23 protein-coding genes are annotated in these 23,219 nt (G+C 64.7%); 10 read left to right on the top strand and 13 right to left on the bottom strand.

The genetic code is table 11. The features are described from left to right. Positions 1–2: 2 nt before the first annotated feature. The gene (guaB, locus tag J7347_RS02640) at positions 3–1,466 is read right to left on the bottom strand and encodes an IMP dehydrogenase (RefSeq protein ID WP_067678902.1); all 1,464 of its coding nucleotides are present in this window, start codon (positions 1,464–1,466) and stop codon (positions 3–5) included. A 96-nt stretch (positions 1,467–1,562) separates the two neighbouring features. Continuing rightward, positions 1,563–2,330: a 3-hydroxybutyrate dehydrogenase gene (locus tag J7347_RS02635; RefSeq protein ID WP_209160715.1), complete on the bottom strand. Its 768-nt coding sequence runs from the start codon at positions 2,328–2,330 to the stop codon at positions 1,563–1,565. Between the two features lie 79 nt (positions 2,331–2,409). On the opposite strand from J7347_RS02635, the gene J7347_RS02630 reads away from it, so the two are divergent. After that, positions 2,410–3,267, top strand: a complete 858-nt coding sequence (locus J7347_RS02630; protein ID WP_209161195.1) for a neutral zinc metallopeptidase — start codon at positions 2,410–2,412, stop codon at positions 3,265–3,267. 28 nt (positions 3,268–3,295) lie between these two features. Here J7347_RS02630 and J7347_RS02625 read toward each other — a convergent pair whose 3' ends face one another. Together J7347_RS02625 and J7347_RS02620 are read right to left on the bottom strand one after the other, a co-directional pair. Beyond that, on the bottom strand, positions 3,296–4,921 hold the full coding sequence (locus J7347_RS02625) for a M56 family metallopeptidase (protein ID WP_209160714.1): 1,626 nt from the start codon (positions 4,919–4,921) through the stop codon (positions 3,296–3,298). Continuing rightward, on the bottom strand, positions 4,918–5,307 hold the full coding sequence (locus J7347_RS02620) for a BlaI/MecI/CopY family transcriptional regulator (RefSeq protein ID WP_067678911.1): 390 nt from the start codon (positions 5,305–5,307) through the stop codon (positions 4,918–4,920). The genes J7347_RS02625 and J7347_RS02620 overlap by 4 nt, the downstream gene beginning before the upstream one ends. Before the next feature lie 126 nt (positions 5,308–5,433). On the opposite strand from J7347_RS02620, the gene J7347_RS02615 reads away from it, so the two are divergent. Beyond that, positions 5,434–5,997, top strand: coding sequence for an ATP-dependent Clp protease proteolytic subunit (locus tag J7347_RS02615; protein ID WP_209160713.1), 564 nt, complete (start codon positions 5,434–5,436; stop codon positions 5,995–5,997). Between the two features lie 24 nt (positions 5,998–6,021). On the opposite strand, the gene J7347_RS02610 is transcribed toward J7347_RS02615, so the two are convergent. Then, complete coding sequence (locus tag J7347_RS02610; protein ID WP_245173770.1) at positions 6,022–6,897, bottom strand: glycoside hydrolase; 876 nt, start codon at positions 6,895–6,897, stop codon at positions 6,022–6,024. A 25-nt stretch (positions 6,898–6,922) separates the two neighbouring features. On the opposite strand from J7347_RS02610, the gene J7347_RS02605 reads away from it, so the two are divergent. After that, positions 6,923–7,165, top strand: a complete 243-nt coding sequence (locus J7347_RS02605; RefSeq protein ID WP_067679049.1) for a type II toxin-antitoxin system ParD family antitoxin — start codon at positions 6,923–6,925, stop codon at positions 7,163–7,165. Next, on the top strand, positions 7,158–7,460 hold the full coding sequence (locus tag J7347_RS02600) for a type II toxin-antitoxin system RelE/ParE family toxin (protein ID WP_067678917.1): 303 nt from the start codon (positions 7,158–7,160) through the stop codon (positions 7,458–7,460). Before J7347_RS02605 ends, J7347_RS02600 begins: the two co-directional genes overlap by 8 nt. Before the next feature lie 56 nt (positions 7,461–7,516). Here the strand turns inward: J7347_RS02600 and sdhA are convergent, their stop codons facing one another. Genes sdhA through sdhC form a run of 3 tightly spaced genes read right to left on the bottom strand, consistent with a single transcriptional unit; the run spans position 7,517 to position 10,232 of the window. Continuing rightward, the gene (gene sdhA / locus J7347_RS02595; RefSeq protein ID WP_209160712.1) at positions 7,517–9,430 is read right to left on the bottom strand and encodes a succinate dehydrogenase flavoprotein subunit; all 1,914 of its coding nucleotides are present in this window, start codon (positions 9,428–9,430) and stop codon (positions 7,517–7,519) included. Continuing rightward, positions 9,430–9,843, bottom strand: coding sequence for a succinate dehydrogenase, hydrophobic membrane anchor protein (gene sdhD / locus J7347_RS02590; RefSeq protein ID WP_067678920.1), 414 nt, complete (start codon positions 9,841–9,843; stop codon positions 9,430–9,432). Before sdhD ends, sdhA begins: the two co-directional genes overlap by 1 nt. Before the next feature lie 8 nt (positions 9,844–9,851). Then, positions 9,852–10,232, bottom strand: coding sequence for a succinate dehydrogenase, cytochrome b556 subunit (sdhC, locus tag J7347_RS02585; protein ID WP_209160711.1), 381 nt, complete (start codon positions 10,230–10,232; stop codon positions 9,852–9,854). A gap of 113 nt (positions 10,233–10,345) precedes the next feature. On the opposite strand from sdhC, the gene J7347_RS02580 reads away from it, so the two are divergent. Genes J7347_RS02580 through J7347_RS02570 form a run of 3 tightly spaced genes read left to right on the top strand, consistent with a single transcriptional unit; the run spans position 10,346 to position 12,634 of the window. Beyond that, positions 10,346–11,056, top strand: a complete 711-nt coding sequence (locus J7347_RS02580) for an SDR family oxidoreductase (RefSeq protein WP_209160710.1) — start codon at positions 10,346–10,348, stop codon at positions 11,054–11,056. Continuing rightward, positions 11,046–11,951 (top strand): 50S ribosomal protein L11 methyltransferase, encoded by a 906-nt coding sequence (locus J7347_RS02575; RefSeq protein WP_209160709.1) that lies wholly within the window; start codon positions 11,046–11,048, stop codon positions 11,949–11,951. The genes J7347_RS02580 and J7347_RS02575 overlap by 11 nt, the downstream gene beginning before the upstream one ends. Next, a complete protein-coding gene (locus J7347_RS02570; RefSeq protein ID WP_209160708.1) occupies positions 11,924–12,634 on the top strand; it encodes a DUF2459 domain-containing protein in 711 nt (236 codons plus the stop codon). Before J7347_RS02575 ends, J7347_RS02570 begins: the two co-directional genes overlap by 28 nt. On the opposite strand, the gene bla is transcribed toward J7347_RS02570, so the two are convergent. From bla to proB, 5 genes are all read right to left on the bottom strand, one after another. Beyond that, positions 12,635–13,753 (bottom strand): class A beta-lactamase, encoded by a 1,119-nt coding sequence (gene bla / locus J7347_RS02565; RefSeq protein ID WP_209160707.1) that lies wholly within the window; start codon positions 13,751–13,753, stop codon positions 12,635–12,637. 40 nt (positions 13,754–13,793) lie between these two features. Beyond that, the gene (ligA, locus tag J7347_RS02560) at positions 13,794–15,860 is read right to left on the bottom strand and encodes an NAD-dependent DNA ligase LigA (protein WP_348521539.1); all 2,067 of its coding nucleotides are present in this window, start codon (positions 15,858–15,860) and stop codon (positions 13,794–13,796) included. Beyond that, positions 15,857–17,521 carry a DNA repair protein RecN gene (recN, locus tag J7347_RS02555; RefSeq protein ID WP_209160706.1) on the bottom strand — a complete coding sequence of 555 codons (1,665 nt, stop codon included), beginning with the start codon at positions 17,519–17,521 and terminating at the stop codon, positions 15,857–15,859. Before recN ends, ligA begins: the two co-directional genes overlap by 4 nt. An 86-nt stretch (positions 17,522–17,607) precedes the next feature. Further along, positions 17,608–18,426 carry an outer membrane protein assembly factor BamD gene (locus J7347_RS02550; RefSeq protein ID WP_209160705.1) on the bottom strand — a complete coding sequence of 273 codons (819 nt, stop codon included), beginning with the start codon at positions 18,424–18,426 and terminating at the stop codon, positions 17,608–17,610. A gap of 91 nt (positions 18,427–18,517) precedes the next feature. Next, the gene (gene proB, locus J7347_RS02545) at positions 18,518–19,738 is read right to left on the bottom strand and encodes a glutamate 5-kinase (protein ID WP_082851276.1); all 1,221 of its coding nucleotides are present in this window, start codon (positions 19,736–19,738) and stop codon (positions 18,518–18,520) included. A gap of 184 nt (positions 19,739–19,922) precedes the next feature. Here proB and J7347_RS13460 point away from each other — a divergent pair, with 184 nt between their 5' ends. The 3 genes from J7347_RS13460 (at position 19,923) to J7347_RS13235 (ending at position 23,078) form a co-directional block, all read left to right on the top strand. Beyond that, a complete protein-coding gene (locus tag J7347_RS13460; RefSeq protein WP_348521571.1) occupies positions 19,923–20,726 on the top strand; it encodes a pyrroline-5-carboxylate reductase in 804 nt (267 codons plus the stop codon). 61 nt (positions 20,727–20,787) lie between these two features. Then, the gene (locus J7347_RS02535) at positions 20,788–22,053 is read left to right on the top strand and encodes a glutamate-5-semialdehyde dehydrogenase (RefSeq protein WP_209160704.1); all 1,266 of its coding nucleotides are present in this window, start codon (positions 20,788–20,790) and stop codon (positions 22,051–22,053) included. Positions 22,054–22,274: 221 nt separating this feature from the next. Then, positions 22,275–23,078 (top strand): hypothetical protein, encoded by an 804-nt coding sequence (locus tag J7347_RS13235; protein WP_245173769.1) that lies wholly within the window; start codon positions 22,275–22,277, stop codon positions 23,076–23,078. The last annotated feature ends 141 nt before the right edge of the window (positions 23,079–23,219 follow it).

Genomic DNA, 23,219 nt, shown 5'->3' with positions numbered 1-23,219 from the left:
ATCTAGCGCGTCGGATAATTCGGCGCTTCGCGCGTGATCGCCACATCGTGGACATGGCTTTCGGTGAGGCCTGCATTGGTGATGCGTACGAATTGCGCGCGCTTGCGCAGATCCTCGATCGTGCCGCTGCCGGTATAGCCCATCGCCGCCTTGATGCCGCCGACGAGCTGGTGGACTACGGCTGCCGCCGGGCCCTTGAACGGCACCTGCCCTTCGATCCCTTCGGGCACCAGCTTCTGCTGCGACACGTCCTGCTGGAAATAGCGATCCGCGCTGCCGCGCGCCATCGCCCCCACGCTGCCCATGCCGCGATACGCCTTGTAGCTGCGGCCCTGATAGATAAAGGTTTCGCCCGGCGCCTCTTCGGTCCCGGCCAGCATCGATCCGATCATGATGCTGCTCGCGCCCGCCGCAAGGGCCTTGGCCGCATCGCCGCTGGTGCGAAGGCCGCCATCGCCGATCACGGGCACGCCTTCCTTTTCCGCCGCTTCGGCGCAATCCATGATCGCGGTCAGCTGCGGTACGCCCACACCCGCGACGACGCGGGTGGTGCAGATCGAGCCGGGACCGATGCCGACCTTGATGGCGTCCGCGCCCGCGCCGATAAGAGCGCGGGTCGCTTCTGCGGTCGCAACATTGCCGGCGATGATCTGGACGCTGTTCGAAAGCTTCTTCACCCGCTCCACCGCGCGGGCCACGTCCTTGTTATGGCCGTGTGCGGTGTCGATCACGACCACGTCCAGTTCGGCGTCGATCAGCGCCTCGGTCCGCTCGAACCCCTTGTCGCCCACCGTGGTCGCCGCCGCGACGCGCAGGCGGCCCTTCGCGTCCTTGGTGGCTTCGGGATAGGCGACCGCCTTCTCGATATCCTTGACCGTGATCAGGCCGACGCACTTGCCCTCGTCGTCCACCACCAGCAGCTTCTCGATCCGGCGCTGGTGCAGGAGACGGCGCGCCTCTTCCTGATTGGTGCCGAGCGGCACGGTGGCGAGATTGTCCACCGTCATCAGCTCGCGCACCGGCTGGCCGGGGTTTTCCGCAAAGCGCACGTCGCGATTGGTGAGGATGCCGACGAGCTTGCCGCTGCGATCGGTCACTGGGATGCCGCTGATGCGGTTCTGGGCCATGATTGCCTGCGCTTCGCCCAGAGTGGCGTCGGGATGGATGGTGATGGGATTCACCACCATGCCGCTTTCGTACCGCTTGACCGCGCGCACGGCGGCGACCTGATCCTCGACTTCGAAATTGCGGTGAAGCACGCCGATCCCGCCCAATTGCGCCATCGCGATCGCCATGTCGGCTTCCGTCACGGTGTCCATCGCGCTGGAGATGACGGGGATGTTCAGCCCGATTTCGCGCGTCAGCCGCGTCGCGGTTTTCGCCAGGGACGGAACGATGTCGCTTTCCGCCGGGCGCAGCAACACGTCGTCGAATGTAAGACCGAGGGGGATGTCGAGATGTGCCACTATGAGAATCGCCTGCCGGGGGGAGAAATGTGGCGGCCCATGTAACGACGGATTGCCTCTCTCGCTAGTGCCATCCTGTCCGGCGCGGGGGACGGATCACTCCGCCGTCCAGCCGCCATCCACGCTCCAGTTCGCTCCGTTGACGTTGCGCCCGGCGTCCGAACACAGGAACACGGCCAGCGCGCCGATCTCTTCGGGCTGGACGAACTGCTTTGTAGGCTGCTTGGCAAGCAGCACGTCGTTCATCACCTGCTCGCGCGTCATATTGCGGGCCTTCATCGTGTCGGGGATCTGGTTTTCGACCAGTGGCGTCCAGACATAGCCGGGGCTGATGCAGTTCGCCGTTACCCCGTCCTGCGCCAGTTCGAGCGCGAGAGTCTTGGTGAGCCCCGCGATCGCGTGCTTGGCAGCGACATAGGCGCTCTTGAAGGGGCTGGCAGTCAGCGAATGCGCGCTCGCCGTGTTGATGATCCGGCCCCAGCCCCGCTCCTTCATATGCGGCACGGCGAGCCGCGAGGTATGGAAGGCGGCGCTGAGATTGAGGGCGATGATCTGGTCCCATTTCGCGACCGGAAATTCCTCGACTGGGCTGACGAACTGCATTCCGGCATTGTTGACGAGGATGTCGATACCGCCCGCCTCCGCCATCATCTTTTCGATCTGCGACACATCGGTGAGGTCCGCGCCCGAATGGGTCGCGCCGAGCTCCTCGCACAAACTGGCGATCTCGTCCGCGTCGCCGAATCCATTCAGGACGATATCGGCCCCTTGCCCATGCAAGGCCCGTGCGATGGCTAGGCCGATGCCGCTGGTCGACCCCGTTACAAGCGCGCGCTTGCCTTTGAGGAAATCGGGTTGAAACATTTTGGTCTCCAAGCGTTTGAAGCAGATATTCCGCGCCTTCGCCGAGGAGGGCGGCGCGGTCAATGATGGGGGAATAGCAATGCGGCTCAATCCGTTCGATACAAGCAAGATCGATGTCCGCTCGAGTGGCGGCGGCGGAGTGGGGAAAGCCGGTGGACTCGGATGCGGCACCATCATTCTCGCCGCGATAGGGTACTTCGTGTTCGGCCTTGATCCGATGCAAACCGCTGCAACTGTCGAGGGCATCCAACAGCAGTCGAGTTCGAATTCTGGCGACGTCATTACCGACGAGCAGGCGATCTGTACGAGCAGCGAATATGCCAACGAGGCTTGCAACGTCCTCACATCGCTGAACGAAACTTGGTCGCAAGAATTTCAACGCCAAGGCTACGGCGAGCAGTTTCGGGGACCGGGACTAGACCTTTTTCGCGATGGTCGGGTTAGCACAGAGGGCTGTGGCAATGCGACTTCGGCCGTGGGGCCATTCTACTGCCCCGCCGATCAGCGCATCTACATCGATACGAGTTTTTACGACACGCTCGAACGGCAGCTCGATGCAGGCGGAGATTTCGCTCGGTATTACGTGATGGCGCATGAATACGGGCATCACATCCAGACCCTCACCGGCGTCGCAAACTCGATCCGCAGCGCGCAGCAGCAAAATCCGCGCCGCGCGAACCAATTGCAGGTTTTGATGGAATTGCAGGCGGATTGCTATGCCGGCGTATGGGCGGGCAAGAACCGCAATCTGATCGAGCCCGGCGATATCGAGGAAGGGATGCAGGCCGCCGCCGCGATCGGGGACGACCGCCTGACCGGTGGCCGCGTGTCGAGCGAGAACTTCACCCACGGCACCAGCCAGCAGCGCAGCGATGCCCTAAGGCTAGGCCTGCGCGGTGATGATCGCGCCTGCGACGCGATCACCAATATCGGCTGAGTTAACGCCGGAGCCGGATCGCGCGGCCCTATCCCTCCGCCGGTTGAAGGCGCGAAGCTTCCACCTCGGCCAGAGCTTCATCCATCGATCGCAGAGCTTCGGCCTTGGCTTCTGCGGGCAGCGTACGGTCTTTCGCGATTGCGCTACGAGCAGCCAGAATGCTTTGCCTCGCCATCGATAGCGCGTTGGTACGGCACACGATGGTTGTCGTCTTTCCGTCTGCATCGACGCGGGTCGCAACCGTATCGCGTTGGCCGTCCAGACAGCCGAACACCACGCGCGGCGCTGCCTCTACAGTCGCTTCGACGCGCGCGCGGATTGCCTCGGCCTCTTCGCTCCGCGCCGCGAATGCGCGGCGGGCCTTTTCCATCGAGGCCTCGAACTTCTCACGATCCTCGATGATCACCTTTGATACGGGCAAGGAAGAGCGATCGATGTGGTGCTCGATTGCGCCCGGACCGGTGCGGCGTACGCGCAGTACCGTGCGCTGGCCGTCTTCGACGATCTCGCGTTCCACTTCCGCGACCTCGTCCTCAATTTCGTCAAGCTCCTGCTCCATCTCCGCGATTTCCTCGCGGGTCTCGTCGTCGAGTTCGCCCGGCTCAGGCGGCGTCGGCGGAAGCGGCGCATCCGGAGCTAACGGCGGAGCCGGGGGCGATGGCGGCGTCGGGGCTTCGATCTCCTGCCCGATCGTCTCGGCATACGTGATCGTTGCGGTCAGCGGCAGCGCAAGCGCGCCACCCACCAAAAGCGCGCGGCTGGCCATCCGGCGGCGGGGCGTAATCTCGGTCATGGTCAGGCTCCTCAAACGGTGGATGATCGATTTGTCGCCGAGCACCGGGCAGGCCATCGGCGCGGCCAGCGCAGGGCGGCCGCCGGTTCCTGCTTGTGTGGCGAAACTGGCGATGACGGCGGCGTAGGTCGCCCGCTCCTCGGCATCGCTATGAGCGACGACACGGGCATCGCAGGCCGCTTCCTGGTCGCGGCGCATCGCGGTCCAGCCCATCCAGCCCAGCGGATTGAACCAATGCAAAGCGAAGAGCGGCTGGACGAGCATGTTAACCAGCAGATCGCGTCCACGATGATGCGCCAATTCGTGCGCAATCGCGAGATCACGCGTCCTGCGATCGCGCGTGGTCATGAAACCCGTCGGCAAAGCGACCACCCGGTCGATGACGCCGAAAGCCAACGGACCTTCGACCGCATCGGTTTCGACAAGCCGCACGCCGCCCGCCTCGCCGACCGGGCGCGATGTGGCGAGCAGTTCCCCGCGCATGCGACGATAAAGCGCGAAACGGCGCACTAGAAATACGGTTGTGCCGATCAGCCAGAGGCCGAGCAGGATTGTGGCGAAATCGATGTCGGCGGCGGGCTTGTAAATCGGCACTGGGGGCAAGGCCGCAGCCTCGATCGTTGCAGTGCTCTGGTCCGCTAGGCTCGGGGGCGTATCGTGAAGCAGCGCAGAGGGATCGGCAGCCGGGGCCAGCCAGCTTGGCAGGACGAGCGGCGGCATCGCCAACCGGAGAGCGGGCAAGGCCCACAGCGCATAGGCCGCGCGAGGTCCGAAATGGCGCGCGACCGGGCGGCGCAGCACCAGAACGAGCGCGATCAGCGCGCCGGTCCATACCAGGGTCTGGATCAGGAAATCGCTCATTTGCGCAGCTCCTTCAGCAGGGTCTCGATCTCGGCAAGGTCTTGGTCGGTCAGCGCCTCGTTCTCCGCGAGGTGGGCGAACAGAGGCGCCGCGCGTCCGCCGAACAGGCGATCGACCAGACGCCGCGACTCGCCGCCGACATAGTCCGCGCGCTCAAGCAGCGGGCTGTAGAGAAATTTGCGCCCTTCCGGCTCCGTCGCCACCGCGCCCTTTGCAACCAGGCGCGACAGCAAGGTCTTCACCGTGGGCATCGACCATCCGCGCGCCTCGCACACCGCATCGCAAACATCGGCGGCGCTGCGCGGGCTGGTATCCCACAATACCTCCATCACGGCATGTTCAGCCTCGCTGATCCGTTCGGGAAATTGGGGCTGGTCCTTGGGCATCGACAGGCTCTCGTCTACATCTGTAGCCGATACCTATTACATTCGACTACGCGTGTAAACGCCTTTCTTCGAAGGAACGTCCAGCCCTGCCGCGCGCTCTGGTATCGGACACGAAAGGGCTTTCACTTGACCGAAACGATAGACCGCGACGCCGTTCTGGGTGCGCCGCAATTGCGGCTCGTCGGGAGTGTGGACGAAGCGATGTACCAGGAATTTCGCAGCCAGCTCGCCGCCGCGCCCGAGGATGGACCGCTGGTCGTCGCGCTGACGACGCTGGGCGGCAATCCGGAAATCGCGCGCGCCATGGGGGACGATGTCCGGCTGCTGCGCGACACCGGGCGAGAAGTCATCTTTCTGGGCAAAGCGGCAGTCTATTCGGCCGGAGCGACTTTCATGGCGAGCTTCCCGGTTCATGCCCGCTTCCTGACAAAAGGCGCCACGCTGATGGTGCACGAACGCCAGATCACGCGCACGATCAACCTGTCCGGCCCGCTGAAGAGCTGCACCGCGCAGTTGAAAGCCGCGCTTAACGAAATCGAACAGTCGATTACGATCGAGGAAGCGGGCTTCGCGCGCTTCGTCGAAGGATCGGATGTCGATTTCGACGAATTGCGCGATCGCGCGCCGAACAATTGGTACATCCCCTGCGACGAGGCAAAGGAGCGCGGGCTGATCGCCGACGTGATCTGACCTGATCTGACGGGATAAGTCGGGTCAGCAGACTTCCGCCGTATTGGTGGGCACAGGCCCCGGCGGCACTCGCGCCGGGCTGCGATAGAACGGGTCCGACGCGAGGCTATAGGTATCGCCGTAAACCTCGCCCAACAGGGCGTGAAGACGCGGATCGTAAGCCGCGAGGTCTTCACGGTTCAGGATCCGGCGCCCGTCGAATGCTTGCAGGCGATTGGATTCGAACCAGAATTGCGTCCCTTCCGCCCAATATTCCTGCACCGTGGTGGAGCCGTATTCATCCTTCCACAGTCCCTCGGCGAGCGCTGCGGCATAGGCCGCCTCCACCCGCGCATAGAGCGCCGGATCGACCGCCTGCACCGCGAACAGGAGCTGGTGAGCGAATTCGTGGACGAAGATCGTCTCTCCGTAATAGCGGCTGGACGGCAGGCCCAGCACGTCTTCCGCGCCGTCCGCCATGTATTGCCCACCCGTCGCCCGAGCCCGCGCGTTCCAGTATTCGCGCGCGGAAAAGCGCCCGATCCGCTCGTCGTAATGCTTGCGCTCGCAGCGGGTCAGGCGTGGATCGTCGGCAGTGGGCTTCTCCCAATGCGCGTTTTCGGGAAGGTCGAGCAGCGCCTCTTCTTCCGCGATGATGGCGATGCGCCAGCCATTCGTCGCCAGCCAATGGGCGAGATCGGGGCGGTGCGCGGTCATTCCCGTCGCCATGTCCCGCGCGGCGAGAAGCGCTTCGTCCGACACGCCCGCGGAAGACAGGATGGGGATGCCGCGCGCGCTTACATATTTGTCGTAGAACCAGGGCGCGCCGATTTCAGGCGGCGGCGAGCGCGGCACGGTCGCGCAACCGGTCAAGGCGAGCGCCATCATCGGAAGACCGGCGGAGCGAAGAATTGTGTGCATTACCAATATTTGCTATATGCGCGTAATGGCCGTCAAGACAACCTCCGTCGCTCTGGGTGCGAAGCTCACCGAATATACGCGCCGCAAGGTCGAATCGGGCGAGTTCGGATCGGCGAGCGAAGTCATCCGCGACGCTCTGCGGCGGGCGGAAGAACGGGACCGGAAGATCGAACGCCTTCGACAGCTGATCCAGGAGGGCGAAGAAAGCGGCGCCCCGCAGACCTTCGATTGGGATCAGTTCATGGAAAGCAAATTTCCGGATGCTTGATATCGTCTACCGCCCCAAAGTTTTGGAGCAGATCGACGCCATTTCGAATTATACGATCGCTGAATGGGGGCACACGCAAGCCAAGCACTATGTTGCGAATTTGCGTCGCCAGATCCAATTCGCGGCGGAATTTCCGGGGATCGGCAGTGAGGTTATTGGCCTGCCAGTTCAGTACAGGAAAGTGCGCAGCGGGACTCATCGAATTATATATCGCTTCGACGATTCCCAATTACTCGTCGTAGCGATCATTCACGAGCGAGAAGACATGCCCGAAGATTTCGACGACGTGCGCTGACAAGCGACCACGACGAGGCGCTCGACTGATCGGCGCCCCGCCCTGAACATCCCGACTTAGTAAACCCGCTTCTTCGGCTCGATATACTTCACATCGTCGGTCAGCGTGTATTCGTGGACCGGGCGATAATCGATACGGACATCGCCGCCCTTGCCGCCCCATCCGTCGAACCATGCGATGGTGTGCTTCATCCAGTTGGCATCGTCGCGATCGGGGAAATCCTCGTGCGCGTGGGCGCCGCGGCTTTCCTTGCGGTTCTCGGCGCTCGCCATGGTGACATTCGCCTGCGCCATCAGATTGTCGAGTTCGAGCGTCTCGATCAGATCGCTGTTCCAGATCATCGAGCGGTCGGAAACGTTCACGTCCTCGAGCCGCTTGTTCACCGCCTTCAGCACGTCGACGCCTTCGGACAGCAATTTGCTGTCGCGGAACACGGCGGCATGGCGCTGCATTCCCTTCTGCATTTCCGCGCGGATATCCGCCGTCGGCGAACCGCCGCTGGCGTGGCGGAAATGGTCGAGACGGGTGAGCGCGAAATCGGCGCTGTCCGCAGGCAGTTCGTCGTGGCTCGAATGCGGCGTGATCAGATCGCGCAGGCGATGGCCGGTCGCGCGGCCGAACACGACGAGATCGATCAGCGAATTCGAGCCCAGGCGGTTCGCGCCGTGGACCGAAACGCAGGCCGCCTCGCCCACAGCGAACAGGCCGGGCACGATCTTTTCCGGATCGGTCTTGTCGCCCGCGATGACTTCGCCGTGATAGTTACACGGGATGCCGCCCATATTGTAATGGACCGTGGGAGTGACGGGCAGGGGCTGCTTCGTCAGGTCGACGCCTGCGAAGATCTTGCCGCTTTCGGTGATGCCCGGCAGGCGCTCTGCCAGAATGGCAGGGTCGATGTGGTCGAGATGGAGGAAGATGTGGTCTCCATCGGGCCCCACGCCGCGCCCTTCGCGCATTTCGAGCGCCATCGAACGGCTGACGACATCGCGGCTGGCGAGGTCCTTTGCGCTGGGCGCATAACGCTCCATGAAGCGCTCGCCCTCGCTATTGGTCAGATAGCCGCCCTCGCCGCGCGCGCCTTCGGTGATGAGCACGCCCGCGCCGTAAATGCCGGTCGGGTGGAACTGGACGAATTCCATGTCCTGCAAGGGCAGGCCTGCGCGCAGGACCATGCCGCCGCCATCGCCGGTGCAGGTGTGCGCGCTGGTCGCCGTGTAATAGCAGCGGCCATAGCCGCCGGTGGCCAGCACCACGGCATGGGCGCGGAAGCGGTGGATGGTGCCATCGTCCAGGCACATCGCGATCACGCCGACGCACTTGTCGCCATTCATGATCAGGTCGAGCGCGAAATATTCGATGAAGAAATCCGCGTCGTATTTCAGGCTCTGCTGATAGAGCGCGTGCAGCATGGCGTGGCCGGTACGGTCGGCTGCGGCACAGGTGCGCTGCACGGGCGGGCCTTCGCCCATGTTCTGCATGTGGCCGCCGAAGGGGCGCTGATAGATGGTCCCGTTCTCGTTGCGGCTAAACGGCACGCCCGCGTGCTCCAGCTCGTAGACCGCGGCGGGCGCTTCGCGCACCATGTATTCGATCGCGTCCTGATCGCCGAGCCAGTCGGAACCCTTGACGGTGTCGTACATGTGCCACGACCAGTGGTCAGGCGTATTGTTGCCGAGGCTGGCGGCGATCCCGCCCTGCGCGGCGACGGTGTGCGAACGCGTGGGGAAAACCTTCGAGATATTCGCGGTCTTCAACCCGGCTTCGGCAGCGCCCATCGTGGCGCGCAGGCCCGATCCGCCGGCGCCCACGACGACCACGTCATAGGTGTGGTCGATGATCTCGTAGCCCTTGATCCGTTCCTGGTTCGGGCCGGTGCCGCGATCCTTGGTCTCTTCGGGCGGCGCCTCGGGCGGCGCGACATCGCGATCGTTGGGGTCGATATCGGTGGGGGAAGGTGTCGAAACCATCAGGCGGCTCCTGAAAAGACGAGGCGTGCGATGGCGAACAGGCCGAACGCGGCCCCGCCGATCGTCGCGAGATTGAGCAGCGCGATCGCCGCGAACTTGTTACCCGGCGTGTGAACGTAATCCTCGATGAGGACCTGCAGGCCCATGCGGGCATGCCAGAACACGCTCACGATCATCAGCGCCAGCGCGGTGGCGGGAATGACGCCCGAAGCCCATTCGCGCATGGTCGCGTAATCGTAGCCCGGCAGCAGAGCGAGGCTGATCGCGAGGAACAGCACGGTCACCAGATTGCCGATGGCGGTGAAGCGCTGCTGCAACCAGTGATGCGCGCCTTCATGCGAGGAACCGAGCCCGCGCACCTGGCCGATGGCCGTGCCTTTGGAACCGTAGCGGTTGAGAGTGGATCTGCTCATGTTCAGTCCTAGACGAGAAGAACCATGGCCCAGAAGACCACAGTGAGAACGATGCCGGATACGACCGATACGATGGAGAAGGTCCTGTTGACCTCCAATTCGTAGCCCGCGCCGATATCCAGCACGAAGTGGCGGATGCCGCTCGACAAGTGGTTGAAGAAGGCCCAGCTGATCCCGACAAGGACGATCAGCCCGATGGGCGATCCCATGACGGAAGCGAAGGTGTCGTAAGCTTCCGGCCCGGACGCCAGCGCGCCCAGCCACCAGAGGAAAACGGCCAGCCCCACCGTCGCCATCCCGTCACCGCTGACGCGGTGCAGGATCGAAACCAGCATGTGCGGGCCCCATTTCCAGATGGAGAGATGCGGAGAAAGCGGGCGTTCGGCCATGGCGGGATATTTCCGTTGCGTATCGATACTCGGCTCCTCCCTTAGCGAACCATGCGCGCGAGGCAAGGCGGCTCCCCTCGACAAGGCGCGCAAATTTGCGAATAGGGTGTTGCATGACATGCATTCTCCTTACCGGCTCGTCGCGCGGGATCGGCGCGGCGGCGAAATCGGCGCTCGAGGCGCGCGGCGCGAAAGTCATCGGCCAGGCCACCAGCAGCGACCGAACCGACACCGTACCGGCGGATTTTTCCGAACCCTTCGCTGCGCGCGAATTGTGGGATGCCGCCCTCGCCCGCGCCGGCGGCACGATCGACGTACTGGTCAACAATGCCGGGCGCTTCGTCGCCAGCCCGCTCGATGCGTCGGACATGCAATGGCTCGATGCGTGGGAAGATACGCTGCGCATCAATCTGACCGCTGCGGCACAGTTGAGCCGTTTCGTCGTACAGCACTGGCAGGAGCGCAAGGTTTCCGGCCGGATCGTCCACGTCGCCAGCCGCGCAGGCCATCGCGGCGATTCGCCCGCACACTGGCATTATGCCGCCAGCAAGGGCGGAATGCTGGCGATGCACAAATCGATCGCGCGCGCCTATGCGGGCGAGAATATCCTTAGCTTCGCGATCACGCCCGGCTTCACAGATACGGCGATGGCGGGCGATTATCTGGAAAGCCGTGGCGGACCGGGCCTCCTCGCCGATATTCCGCTCGGCCGCGTGGCGGAGCCTGAAGAGATCGCAAAGCTGATCGAATTCTGCGCGCTCGATGCGCCCGCCAGCATGACCGGCGCCACGCTCGACGCGAACGGGGCGAGCTATGTCCGCTAGCTGGAAGCTGTCGGTCGAAGTCGCGAAACCGGTCGCTGAGGCCGCGCTGGCGGCGCAGGAACTGGCGCCCGACTGGGACGCGGACATCGTCCTCACCGCCTGCGAGATCGACGAGCAGCATCCCGACGACTGGCTGTTCGAAGCCTGGCTGCCGCGCAAACCCAAGGCTGCCGATCGCCGCGCGGTCGCCGCATTGTTCGATGGCGGCGCGCCCGATCTTGTGGCCGAGCAAGTGCCCGAGACCGACTGGGTAACCGAAAGCCAGCAACGCGTGCCGCCGATCCGGGCCGGGCGTTTCCACGTCCATACGCCCGATTATCCGGCGGATCCGGACGCGGTCGATCTCGTCATCCCCGCCAGCCAGGCTTTCGGGACCGGACAGCACGCGACCACGGCGGGCTGCCTCGCCATGCTCGACCTGATGAAGCGCGAGGGCCTCGCCACGCGCAACCACGCCGATATCGGCACGGGCACCGGCCTGCTTGCCTTCGCCGCCATGCGGTTGTGGCCGCATGCGCTGGCGACGGCATCGGATATCGATCCGGTCTGCACCGGCGTGCTGGTCGAGAATGCGCGCAACAATGGTGTGCCGCTGGGCGGGAAACGCGGCGAATTGCTGTTCACCGTGGCGGACGGGATGGACGATCCGCTTTTGAAGGCGCGCGCGCCGTTCGATCTTCTGGTCGCGAATATCCTCGCCGGGCCGCTGGCCGAAATGGCGCAGGAGTTCGCCGCAGCGGTGACGCCCGGCGGCAGCATCGTGCTCGCCGGATTGCTGGAGACGCAGGAGGCCCGCGTCCGCGCAGCCTATCGCCGCCATGGCTGTCGCCTGGCGCGGCGGCTCGTCAAGGGCGACTGGTCGATCCTGTGGCTGCGCAAATCCCGCATCCGCTGAAACGCTGGCGCGTCTGGCTGGCGGGTGCGGCTTGTGCCCCGCTTTTGCTGCTTGCCGCCTTCCTCCTTGCCGCATGGATCGGCTCCTCGCTTCCCCGCAATGCGGACCGGAGCGAGCCGGCAGACGGCATCACCATCATGGTGGAGACCAACGGCATCCACACCGGCATCGTCATGCCCGTTTCGAGTCAGGTGAAGGACTGGCGCGCAACCTTTCCCACTGCCGGCCTGCCCCGCGCCGACGGGCAATATCCCACGCATATCGCAGTCGGCTGGGGCGAGAAGGAGGTCTTCCTCAATACCCCGACCTGGAACGATCTGTCGATCTCGACCGCGCTCCGGATCGTTTTCCGAGGCGGTGACGGCCTGCTGCGCGTCGCACACTACGTCCGCCCCGCCCCATCGCCCCACCATCGCCCGATCCGGTTGAGCGAAGGGGAATACGCGCGCCTCGTCGCGCGGATCGGGGAGGCGCTGCCCCCTGCTCCCGCCGGAGCCGCGCGCACCGTCTATACGAGCTACGAGCCGAACGCCGTCCATTACGACGCGACGGGGCACTACACGCTCGGCAACACCTGCAACCAATGGGTCGGCGATACGCTGGCCTTTGCCGGGATCGAGATGGGCCGCTGGACGCCGCTGGCGGGCGGCGTGATGAAGTGGATCCCTGAACCGCCGCGCTGATCAGCCCACCGGCTGCGCGACCACTTCGGGCGGGTCTTCGTTCGCGCGCTCCAGATCGAACTGCGCCGTCGCCCGCGTGACTTCCTGCATCATCCGCATCCGTGCCAGCGTCGGCTCGCGCGTGCGGGCGATCAGCACGGCGAGCGTATAGCGATGTCCCTCCGGCGAGGTCAGAATGCCGATATCGTTATAGCCCGATTGCTCGCCGTCGAAGAACTGGCCGGTCCCGGTCTTGTGGCCGATCGACCAGCCCGGCGGCACGCCGCCCTTCAATCGCTGCGGTCCGCTGCGGGTCTTTTGCAGCGTGGCGAGGATCAGCGCTGTCGAAGATGGCGACAGCAATTCCCCGCGCGCCAGCCGCGCCAGAGCCTCCGTAATGCCCACCGGAGTCGCTCCGTCCATGGGATCGGCGAGATACCCTTCGAACGCCGCGCGTCGTGCGGCGTCGGGCACCCTGTCGCGCGCGTCGAAAAACGCATTGCCGACCGAAAAGGCCTGATTCCAGCGCAGGCCCGCAATGGCGCTCTGCTTGGTGCGCTCGTCCGCGCCGAAGCGTACGCCGGTAATCTTTTTCGCCGCGAGGAAATCCTCGACCGCTTCCGCTCCGCCCACCCGGCGCAGAATGCGATCGTTGGCCGTGTTGTCGCTACCGGTAAGCGCGCGCTGCATCAAATCGGCGTAATCGGTCCGGAATGCGCCCCGCGCCCGCACGAGATCGCGGATCGGCTGATGGAACAGCGTCAGATCCTTCGGACCGATCGCGACCCCTTCGTCCAGCGCCAGCCGCCCCTCGTCCACTTCGTCCAGCGCGGTCAGCGCGACCCATAATTTGCTGACGCTCTGCTGGGGAAACCAATCGTCGCCCCGGATCGCATAGCTGCGCCCGGTTTCCACATCGGTGACGGCGATGCCGACCGTACCGTCTAGCGAGGCGGCGATCTCTTCCAGCTCCTGTTCGAAGGCCCGTTCGGCCTCGGTCGGGATGTGGACCAGCTCCGGAGTCGGACGCGCTTCGGGCGCGGTCTCGGGCGCAGGCGCCGTGCGCGGAAGCGAGACGACGATCACTGCGAGCGCGAGCACGGGCAGAAGGATAAAGAGAAAACGATAGGGTGCGGCCACATGCCTGCAACGAGGCGCCGCGCGCTTGTTTCCGAAAAGTCTATCCCGCCGCCGCGACGATTGCGGCCCATCCGGCCTCGTCGATCACTTCGATGCCCAATTCGGCGGCCTTCTTCATCTTCGATCCCGCACCCGGTCCGGCGACGAGCAGGTCGGTCTTGGCGCTGACCGACCCGCTGGCCTTGGCACCCAGACGCTCGGCCTGCGCCTTGGCTTCGTCACGGCTCATGGTTTCGAGCTTGCCGGTGAAGACCACGGTTTTGCCCGCGACCGCGCTGTCTTTCGTTTCCACCTCGAAGCGCGGAGGAGAAACCTGGCGCAGGATATCGTCCCACACCGCGCGATTATGCTCTTCGTGGAAGAAATCGCCCAGCGCCTCGACTACGGCGCTGCCGATCCCATCGATGGAGGTCAATTCTGCGATGGCCTCTTCGTCACCGCTCCGGGCCCGTTCCGCCACCTCGCGTAAGGCGGGCAGCGTGTGGAAATATTTGAGCAGGTCGCGCGCCGTCACGGTGCCGACATGGCGGATGCCGAGCCCGAACAGCAGCCGCGCCGCATCGGGCTCGCGCCGCGCCTCGATACTGGCGAGGAGGTTGTCGACCGACTTCTCCTTCCAGCCATCCAGCGCGAGGATATCCGCGCGCCGATCCTTCAGGCGAAAGATATCGGCCGGGCTCTCCAGCCAGCCCAGCGCAAAGAACTGGTCGATGGTCTTCTCGCCCAGCCCGTCGATATCGAGCGCGCCGCGGCTGACGAAATGCTTCAGCCTCTCGGTGCGCTGCGCCGGGCAGATGAGGCCGCCGGTGCAGCGGACATCGACCTCACCCTCTTCCGCGACGGCTTCGCTGCCGCATTCGGGGCATTCATCGGGGAAGACATAGGGTTCGCGCTCAGCATCGGGCGTCAGGTTTTCGACCAGCTGCGGGATAACATCGCCTGCCCGCTGCACCACCACCCGGTCGCCCGGCCTGACGCCGAGGCGCGCGATCTCGTCGCGATTGTGGAGCGTGACGTTGGTGACGGTCACACCGCCCACCAGCACGGGCGCGAGCCTTCCTACGGGCGTCAGCTTTCCCGTGCGCCCGACCTGAATGTCGATGCTCTCCAGCGTGGTTTCGGCCCGTTCGGCGGGAAATTTATGCGCAAGCGCCCAGCGTGGCGCCTTGCCGACCGAGCCCAGCCGCGCCTGCCAGTCCAGCCGGTCCACCTTGTAGACCACGCCGTCGATTTCATAGGGCATGTCGGGCCGCGCGGTGCCGATCGTCTCGTAATGGGCGAGCAGCGCGTCGAGACCCCCTTCTCCGTCCAGCCGCACGAAATGGGGCGAGACCGGGAAGCCCCAGCTCTCGATCGCGCGCACCACCTCTTCCTGCGTCTCGCCCGGAACCTCGGATGCGGCGCCCCAGCCATGCGCCCAGAATTTGAGCGGGCGCGACGCGGTGACGCTCGCATCTTTCTGCCGCAGCGATCCGGCGGCGGCGTTGCGGGGGTTGGCGAACAGCTTCTGCCCCGCCTCATGCTGCGCAGCATTGAGCGCGGTAAAGTCCTGTTTCGCCATGTAAACTTCGCCGCGCACTTCGAAGATTTCGGGCACGTCGCCGGTCAGATTTTCGGGGATGTCGGGAATATGTCGGACGTTCGGCGTAACGTCCTCACCGACCTGCCCGTCGCCCCGCGTGGCGGCCTGCACCAGCACGCCCTTCTCGTAACGCAGCGAACAGGACAGACCGTCGATCTTGTCCTCCGCTGTGACCGCGATCGGCTCGCCCTCGCCCAGCGACAGGAAACGCCGGACCCGCGCCAGCCACTCGCCGACCTCCTCGCCGGAAAACCCATTGTCGAGGCTCATCATCCGGACGCTGTGCGTCACCTTGCTCAGAGGCGAAGCAGCGGCGCTGTGCCCGACCTTCCGGCTCGGCGAATCCGCGCGCACCAGATGCGGAAACGCCGCCTCCAGCTCCGCATTGCGGCGGACCAGCGCGTCGTATTCCTGATCGGTAATCTCGGGCGCATCCTCGGCGTGATAGAGCCGGTCGTGATGCGCGATCTGCTTTGCGAGCCGCATCAATTCATTGGCGGCGTCGGCTTCGGACAACTCGCTCACACCCCCTCCAGCAACCGATCCGCCTGCGCTCTTGCTTCAGGCGTTACTTCCGCGCCGCTGAGCATCCGGGCGATTTCTTCCTGGCGGCCTGCCGCGTCGAGCAGGACCACGCCGGTCCGCGTCACCGTGCCCTCCGACGATTTCGCGATCATGTAATGCGTGCGCCCACGCGCCGCGACTTGGGGGCTGTGCGTGACGGCGAGCAATTGGCCGTTATCGGCGAGGCGCGCCAGACGTTCGCCGATCGCGCTCGCCACTGCGCCGCCGACACCGCGATCGATCTCGTCGAAAATCACCGTCGCCGCGCCGCCTTTCTCGGCGAGCGCCACTTTCAGCGCCAGAATGAAACGCGACAATTCGCCGCCGCTGGCGATCTTGTTGAGCGGGGCGAAGGGCGCGCCGGGATTGGTGGCGATAAGGAATTCGACCGCATCCATTCCCGCTGCGGTCCAGCGATCCTCGGACAGTTCTTCGACCGACGTCTGGAAACGGGCCGCGTCGAGCTTCAGCGGCGCAAGCTCCCCCGCGACCGCCGCGTCCAACCGCTCCGCAGACTGTGTGCGTTGCCGATGCAGCGCGGTTGCAACGTCGCGATAGCGCGCTTCGGCCTTGCCCGCCGCATCCTCCAGCGCGTCGAGCTCGGCCTCCCCGCCTTCGATCGCGTCGAGCCGGGCGCGCATGTCGCGCATTACGGTGGGCAGCTCGTCGACCTCGCAGCGGTGCTTGCGGGCGATGGCTCTCAGTTCGAAAAGCCGCCGCTCCGCCGCGTCGAGAGCGACGGGATCGTGTTCCAGAACCTCGGCAGCGGCGCGCAGTTTTTCCTCCGCCTCGCCCGCTTCGATCACTGCGCGATCGAGCGCGTCAAGCGCTTCGGCGAGCATCGGATGTTCGGGCGCAATCCGGTCGAGCCGTCGCGCCGCCACGCGCAGCGAAGCGAGCGGCGAATCCGACCCTTCCCAGATGTGGCGCAATTCTTCCAGATCGCCGGACAGCTTCTCGCCCTTCTGCATCGAAGCGCGCGTTTCGGCGAGGCGCGCTTCCTCGCCCGCCTGCGGTTCGATGGCCGTGAGTTCGGAAAGATGCGCGAGAAGCAAATCCTGATCGGCGCGCGACTGTTCGAGCGCGTCGCGAGCCTCGTCCAGCCGGGCCTGAGCTGTGCGCCAGTCGGCCCAGGCCTTTGCCACCGCGGCCGTATCCGCGCCCGCGAACCGATCGAGCAGAGCGCGATGCCCACGCGGATTGACGAGGCCGCGATCGTCGTGCTGGCCGTGCAGTTCGACCAGCGATCCGGCGAGGTCGCGCAGCAGCGCCACGCCCACCGGCTGATCGTTGACCCAGGCCTTGCTGCCCCCATCGGCCTTCACCTGGCGGCGGATCACCAGAGCTTCGCCCGCTTCCAGTTCCACGCCTGCATCGTCGAGCGCTTCGGCGAGCGGAGCCGGCAGGGTGGCGAATTCGAAGCTGGCGGTGACGCTGGCCTTGTCCGCCCCGGCGCGCACCAGCGCGGTTTCCGCACGGTTGCCGAGCACCAGACCCAAGGCGTCGAGCAGGATCGACTTGCCCGCCCCGGTCTCTCCGGTGAGCACGCCCAGCCCGCGCCCGAAATCGAGATCGAGCGCTTCGATCAGCACGATATTGCGTATGGATAAACGGGTCAGCATCGCCAAATCCGTCTAGCGCAGGCTTTGCCCCGTGTCAGCGTATCCGATGCAATATTAGCCGCAGTAATTTCGAGGTCGTGCTCCGCTCAGCTCGCGGCGGCGAGGCCGGGGGCCTTGTCCTGCACCAGATCGTAGGCCCGCTCGTACCATTCATTGCCCGGATAATTCGCGCCGAGGACGGCGGCATATTTCTTCGCTTCGGTGGGAATACCCAGCGCCAGGCTGCTTTCGACCAAGCGATAGAGAGCTTCGGGCGCATGGCTGGTGGTCTGGAAATTATCGACCACGTTCTGGAAGCGGATCTGCGCCGCGATCCACTTGCCGCTGTTCTGGTAATAGCGGCCGATCTCCATTTCCTTGCCCGCGAGGTGATCCTCGACGAGGTCCAGCTTCAGGCGCGCGTCGGTTGCGTATTCGGTCGCCGGGAAGCGGCGGTCCACTTCGCGAAGCGCCGTGCGCGCCTGCTCGGTGATCTTCTGGTCGCGCTGCACGTCGCTGATCTGCTCGTAATAGCTGAGCGCGATCAGGTAATAGGCGTAGGGCGCATCCTTGTTACCCGGATGGATCGAGAGGAAGCGCTGCGCGCTCTGGATCGCCTTGTTGTAATCGGCGGCAACGTAATAGCTGAAGGCGCTCATCAATTGGGCGCGGCGGGCCCAGGGGGAATAAGGATGCTGGCGCTCCACCTCGTCGAAGAGCGCGGCAGCCATCGGCGCATTGCCGCGATTGAGGCGATCGCGCGCTTCGACATAAAGCGATTCCACATCGCGAGCGACATAGGCGGTATCCGCCGGTTCGCCCCCACTCCCCGCGCAACCCGAAAGGACGAGCGTGGAGGCGACAGCCGCGCCGAGAAGGATCGAAGGATTGCGGCGGCGGCCCGGTGCGTTGGAATAGCTGGTCATGGCCGAGGCCTATAGCCAGCGCGGCCGTGAACGCCAAGTGAAGGATCGGATCGCAAGACGGGAAATCGCCGCCGGTGTCCGCACCGAAGCTTCAGGTGGCCGAAGCTTCGGTCGGCGTCGGCGCATCCCACAGCAGATGGCGTCCTTCCAGAAGCACGAGGTTCTTGGCCCGGATCACTTCGCCCTTGGTGCGATAGCCCAGCAATTGTTCGGCATCGAGATGCGGGTTCACCGCCAGAACGCGCAATTCCTCGGAGGTGAAATCGCACAGTCCGCGCGCGCGCTCGGTGCCGTTCTCGTCATAAATATGGAGCACGTCGCCACGCTGGAAATCGCCATCGATCGAACGGATATCCTCGCGCCGGATCGGCCGCTCGCCCGACTTGAGAGAGTCGGCCAGATCGTCGGAGATGCCGAGGCTGCCCGCCATCTGGAGCCGGTTGGCGATCCAGCGCTCCCACCCAGAAGCGCGCGCTTCATGCGGCGGGAAGTGAGTGCAGGTGCGCTCCCCATCGATCACGCTCGACAGCGGACGCTCGGCTTCGCCGTGCGCGATATAGGTGGAACAGCCCGCTTCCTGCGCCATATTGGCGGCCATAAGCTTGGTGGTCATGCCCCCAGTGCCCAGCGTGCTCTTGCCGGTGGTGGCGGCCATGTATTCCGAGACGTCGTCGACTTCCTCGATCAGCTGCGCCCCGTCTTCGTCCGGATGGCGATCGTACAGGCCGTCGACTTCGGTGAGGATGATGAAATCCTTGGCATCCACCATCTGCGCGACCTTGGCGGCCAGCCGGTCGTTATCGCCCACGCGGATTTCCTCGGTGGTGATCGAATCGTTCTCGTTCACGATCGGGATCACATCCGCTTCGAGCAGGCGGAACACGGTGTTGCGCGTGTTGAGGAAGCGGCGATGGTCTTCGAAATCGCCCAGCGTCAGCAGGACCTGCGCAATATCCATCCCATATTCGTGGCCGAGCTGCTTATAGACGTTGAGCAGCAGGGGCATACCGCAGGCGGCGGCGGCCTGCTTGTCGCTGACGCCCGCATTTTCCGGCGTTTCGCCCACCATCTTGAGCCCCAAGGCAACAGCTCCCGAACTGCACAGGATGACCTTGTGCCCCCGCTGGCGCAGCCGATAGATATCCTCCATCAATCGCTGCAAAAACCCGAAGCGCGGCGTCAGAAGGTCCGAATTGGCGATCAGGGTGGAGCCGATCTTGACGACGATGGTGCTCTTTTCAGCGCCGTCGGACGCGTCGCTGCCATTGGCGCTGGCGGAAGGTTCGAACTGGGGTGCGAGGGAATCTGTCACGGGCAATCTCTCGTATTGTCTGGTATGTCTGCTATATCATTTGAAATATCTGTGAAGATACCTAGGTAGGAATGGTGCAGCGCACAACCGGATTTACCGGATTATTTTCCGAGGGCCGTAACCGATCGCGCCGAGCGGTGCTTTATGAGAACGGACCTCAACCAAAAACAAAGACTATTTATTTATACAGGGAGATTTTGTTATCTCTAGAAAAATACTACTCATTGGCTGCGGAAAGATGGGCGGAGCCTTGCTCGAACACTGGATGTCGGGTGGCGAAGAATTTACCATTGTCGATCCTATGCTTGAAACCGCGCCTGAAGGGGTTCGCCTCGTCAGGGATCGTTCGGAAATTGCCGAAGAACGCTTCGATACGATCATTGTCGCAATCAAACCGCAAATGATCGATGACGTGCTGCCGGACTATGCAGCTAACCTGGCAGAGGGCGGCTACGTGCTGTCCATCGCCGCCGGGGCGAGCGCGGCTCGCCTGGCGAAGGCCATGGACGGCGCGCCCGTCGTTCGCGTCATGCCGAACCTGCCCGCTGCGGTGGGCAAGGGAACCAGCGGCGTGCTCGCAGGGCCGGACGTGTCCGATGCGCAGGCCGATCATGCGATGGAGATGATGCGCCGCACCGGCACCGCCGTCGCGGTCGAAAACGAAGACATGCTTGACCGCGCCACCGCCGTCGCAGGGTCCGGTCCTGGCTATGTCTTCGAAATCGCCCGCAGCTATGTCGCGGCTGCGGAAAAGCTCGGCTTCGATCCCGATCAGGCTCGCGCGCTCGTGCTGGGGACGATGGAAGGCACGATCGCCATGGCGCTCGCCAATCCGGACACCCCCCTTGAGGAGCTGCGCAATTCGGTCACGAGCAAGGGCGGCACCACCGCCGCCGGGCTCGATGCGCTGAACGGCGATGGCGGCCTTTCCGACAAGCTCGATGCCACGCTCACATCCGCCTACAACCGCGCGGTCGAGCTGCGCTGAACCGATTTTCGGAACACGCGCGCCCGCGAGGCGTCGGTATGACAGACATTACGAGGTACTCATGAACGACCAGACATTCGATCCGCAAATCCACATCCACGAGCTCGGCAGCAAGGCGCGCGCCGCGGCCAAGGGCCTGCTTTCCGCCTCCACCGAAGCGAAGAACACCGCCCTTCGCGAGGCCGCGAAGGCGTTGCGGGCGAATATGGCCGATCTGATCGCCGCGAACGACAAGGATGTCGAAAGCGTCGCCGGCAAAAAGCCCGACAGCTTCGTGGACCGCCTGCGGCTCGACGAAGACCGGATCGAAGGGATGGCCAGCGCGCTCGAAGAAATCGCCGAGCTGCCCGACCCGGTCAATCGCCAGCTCGCCACCATGGACCGTCCCAACGGCCTCAAGATCGAGCGCGTCGCGGTTCCGATCGGCGTGATCGGCATGATCTACGAATCGCGCCCCAATGTCGGCGCGGATGCCAGCGCGCTGTGCCTCAAGAGCGGCAATGCGGTGATCCTGCGCGGCGGGAGCGAAAGCCGCCATTCGACCAAGGTGATCGTGGATTGCATGCGCAAGGGGCTGGCGGCCGCGGGCCTTCCCGAAGATGCCGTCCAGACCGTCGGCACGACCGACCGCGCCGCCGTCGCTGCGCTGCTGAAGGCGGATGAGTTCGTCGATCTCGTGATCCCGCGCGGTGGGCGTGGTCTCGTCGAACTGGTGCGCGACCAGGCGAGCGTCCCCACCCTTCTCCACCTCGACGGCAATTGCCACAGCTACGTCCACGAGGCCGCCGATCTCGACAAGGCGGCCGAAGTCATCCGCAATGCCAAGCTGCGCCGCACCGGCGTGTGCGGGGCGACCGAGAGCATCGTGGTCGACCGTGCGGTGGCGAACGACTTCGTCCCCCGCCTCACCGCCATCATGGGCTCCGATTGCGAGCTGCGCGGTGACCAGGAAGCGGTCGCGATCGACAACTCGATCAAGCCTGCCGAAGACGCGGACTGGAACACCGAATATCTCGACACCATCGCGTCCGTGAAGGTCGTCGACGGGCTCGACGAAGCGATCGCCTGGGTGGACGAGCATTCCAGCCACCACACCGACGCGATCATGACCGAGGACGATGACGCCGCCCGCCGTTTCATGACCGCCATCGACAGCGCGATCGTGATGCGGAACGCCAGCACTCAGTTTGCCGATGGCGGCGAATTCGGCATGGGTGCGGAAATCGGCATCGCCACCGGCAAGATGCACGCGCGCGGGCCGGTCGGCCTCGAACAGCTTTGCAGCTTCAAATACCTCGTCCACGGCGACGGCCAGACGAGACCGTAATTTCGTTCAGCCTCAAGCGCCGGCGGGCCCCTCCGGGCCCTTAGGCTTTCGCGCCATAAGGCGCGGCGGCCTTGCAGGTGGCCGTTGGCCAGCTGCGTCTTCGACTACGCTTCCGGCCTTGCGGACCTGCGGTCCGTCTATTCATTTTCCTACACGGCGGTTTTTTGCTCCACCCTGTCCGGTTCGCCCCTTTTCCGGGCGGACCCGACAGGAGAGCTTTCATGACCCGCCGCAAGGACCCCACCGAAATCCGCATCCCCGTCGCGCCGGAGGATCTTCCCGCGTTCGAGCCGGTGCCCCGCAAAGCGCAGCGCCACGACGGCTGGACGCCCGAGCGCCAGCGCGCCTTTATCGGAGCGCTGGCCGACACCGGCAGCGTCAGCCGCGCCTGCCGCCACGTCAATATGAGCACGAACGGCGCCTACTGGTTGCGCCGCCAGCCCGGCTCGGAAGGGTTTCGCCGCGCGTGGGAGGCCGCGCTCGACCTCGGCGTGCAGCGGCTGAAGGACGTGGCGTATGAGCGCGCGATCGACGGCCAGCTCGTCCCCGTCTTCGTCGCGGGCAAGCTCAAGGGGTTTCGCCGCGTGCGCAACGACCGGCTGCTGATGTTCTGCCTCAGGATGAACATGCGCGGGGAGGACGGCAAGCGCCTCGCCGCCAGCTATTTCGACCCGACTGCGGCGAGATTGTCGGGCAGCGCAATCTCAGGAAGCATCACCACCCCCGCCCTCTCCCGCGCGGAGAAGGACGACATGAACGCCGCGATCGTGGAGCATTTCGACCCCGTGGACATGACCCTGTCCGAAATCGAGGCGATGCAGACCATGCTCGCCGAGACCGCCCGCCGCAAACGCGCCGAGGAAGACGGTCCGCCCGACCACGACACCGACCCCGCCTTCGTCCAGCTCACCAGCAGCGACTGGAAGGAAGCGGGCACCCTCGAAGGGCTGGAACAGGTAGAGGACGAACTCGAACGGTGGAACGAGGACGAGGATCACTGGAGGGATTTGGGCGAAGGCGACTAGCGCCAGAGCTTGCCAAGCAAGCGCCAAGCTAGGATTCGTTGCGCGCCAGCGCATCGCCCAGCCCGGCCGACGGGTCCGCGCGAAAGGCGCGGAGCCCGTTCGACTACGCGGGCCGTGTACCCGACAGCGTCGCTCATCGGA

The organism is Erythrobacter sp. A6_0, assembly GCF_017744235.1.
Taxonomy (GTDB): Bacteria; Pseudomonadota; Alphaproteobacteria; order Sphingomonadales; family Sphingomonadaceae; genus Qipengyuania.
This window is presented reverse-complemented; position numbering and strand designations above follow the sequence as displayed.

What these genes read in the sequence shown, in the direction of transcription:
- J7347_RS13235 (WP_245173769.1), top strand. Translation starts at nt 22,275, where the DNA reads ATGACCCGCCGCAAGGACCCCACCGAAATCCGCATCCCCGTCGCGCCG.
- J7347_RS02610 (WP_245173770.1), bottom strand. Translation starts at nt 6,897, where the DNA reads ATGCACACAATTCTTCGCTCCGCCGGTCTTCCGATGATGGCGCTCGCC.
- sdhA (WP_209160712.1), bottom strand. Translation starts at nt 9,430, where the DNA reads ATGGTTTCGACACCTTCCCCCACCGATATCGACCCCAACGATCGCGAT.
- J7347_RS02575 (WP_209160709.1), top strand. Translation starts at nt 11,046, where the DNA reads ATGTCCGCTAGCTGGAAGCTGTCGGTCGAAGTCGCGAAACCGGTCGCT.
- J7347_RS02635 (WP_209160715.1), bottom strand. Translation starts at nt 2,330, where the DNA reads ATGTTTCAACCCGATTTCCTCAAAGGCAAGCGCGCGCTTGTAACGGGG.
- J7347_RS02605 (WP_067679049.1), top strand. Translation starts at nt 6,923, where the DNA reads ATGGCCGTCAAGACAACCTCCGTCGCTCTGGGTGCGAAGCTCACCGAA.
- sdhC (WP_209160711.1), bottom strand. Translation starts at nt 10,232, where the DNA reads ATGGCCGAACGCCCGCTTTCTCCGCATCTCTCCATCTGGAAATGGGGC.
- J7347_RS02550 (WP_209160705.1), bottom strand. Translation starts at nt 18,426, where the DNA reads ATGACCAGCTATTCCAACGCACCGGGCCGCCGCCGCAATCCTTCGATC.
- sdhD (WP_067678920.1), bottom strand. Translation starts at nt 9,843, where the DNA reads ATGAGCAGATCCACTCTCAACCGCTACGGTTCCAAAGGCACGGCCATC.
- J7347_RS02630 (WP_209161195.1), top strand. Translation starts at nt 2,410, where the DNA reads ATGCGGCTCAATCCGTTCGATACAAGCAAGATCGATGTCCGCTCGAGT.
- J7347_RS02620 (WP_067678911.1), bottom strand. Translation starts at nt 5,307, where the DNA reads ATGCCCAAGGACCAGCCCCAATTTCCCGAACGGATCAGCGAGGCTGAA.
- J7347_RS02580 (WP_209160710.1), top strand. Translation starts at nt 10,346, where the DNA reads ATGACATGCATTCTCCTTACCGGCTCGTCGCGCGGGATCGGCGCGGCG.
- J7347_RS02625 (WP_209160714.1), bottom strand. Translation starts at nt 4,921, where the DNA reads ATGAGCGATTTCCTGATCCAGACCCTGGTATGGACCGGCGCGCTGATC.
- J7347_RS02535 (WP_209160704.1), top strand. Translation starts at nt 20,788, where the DNA reads ATGAACGACCAGACATTCGATCCGCAAATCCACATCCACGAGCTCGGC.
- recN (WP_209160706.1), bottom strand. Translation starts at nt 17,521, where the DNA reads ATGCTGACCCGTTTATCCATACGCAATATCGTGCTGATCGAAGCGCTC.
- J7347_RS02600 (WP_067678917.1), top strand. Translation starts at nt 7,158, where the DNA reads ATGCTTGATATCGTCTACCGCCCCAAAGTTTTGGAGCAGATCGACGCC.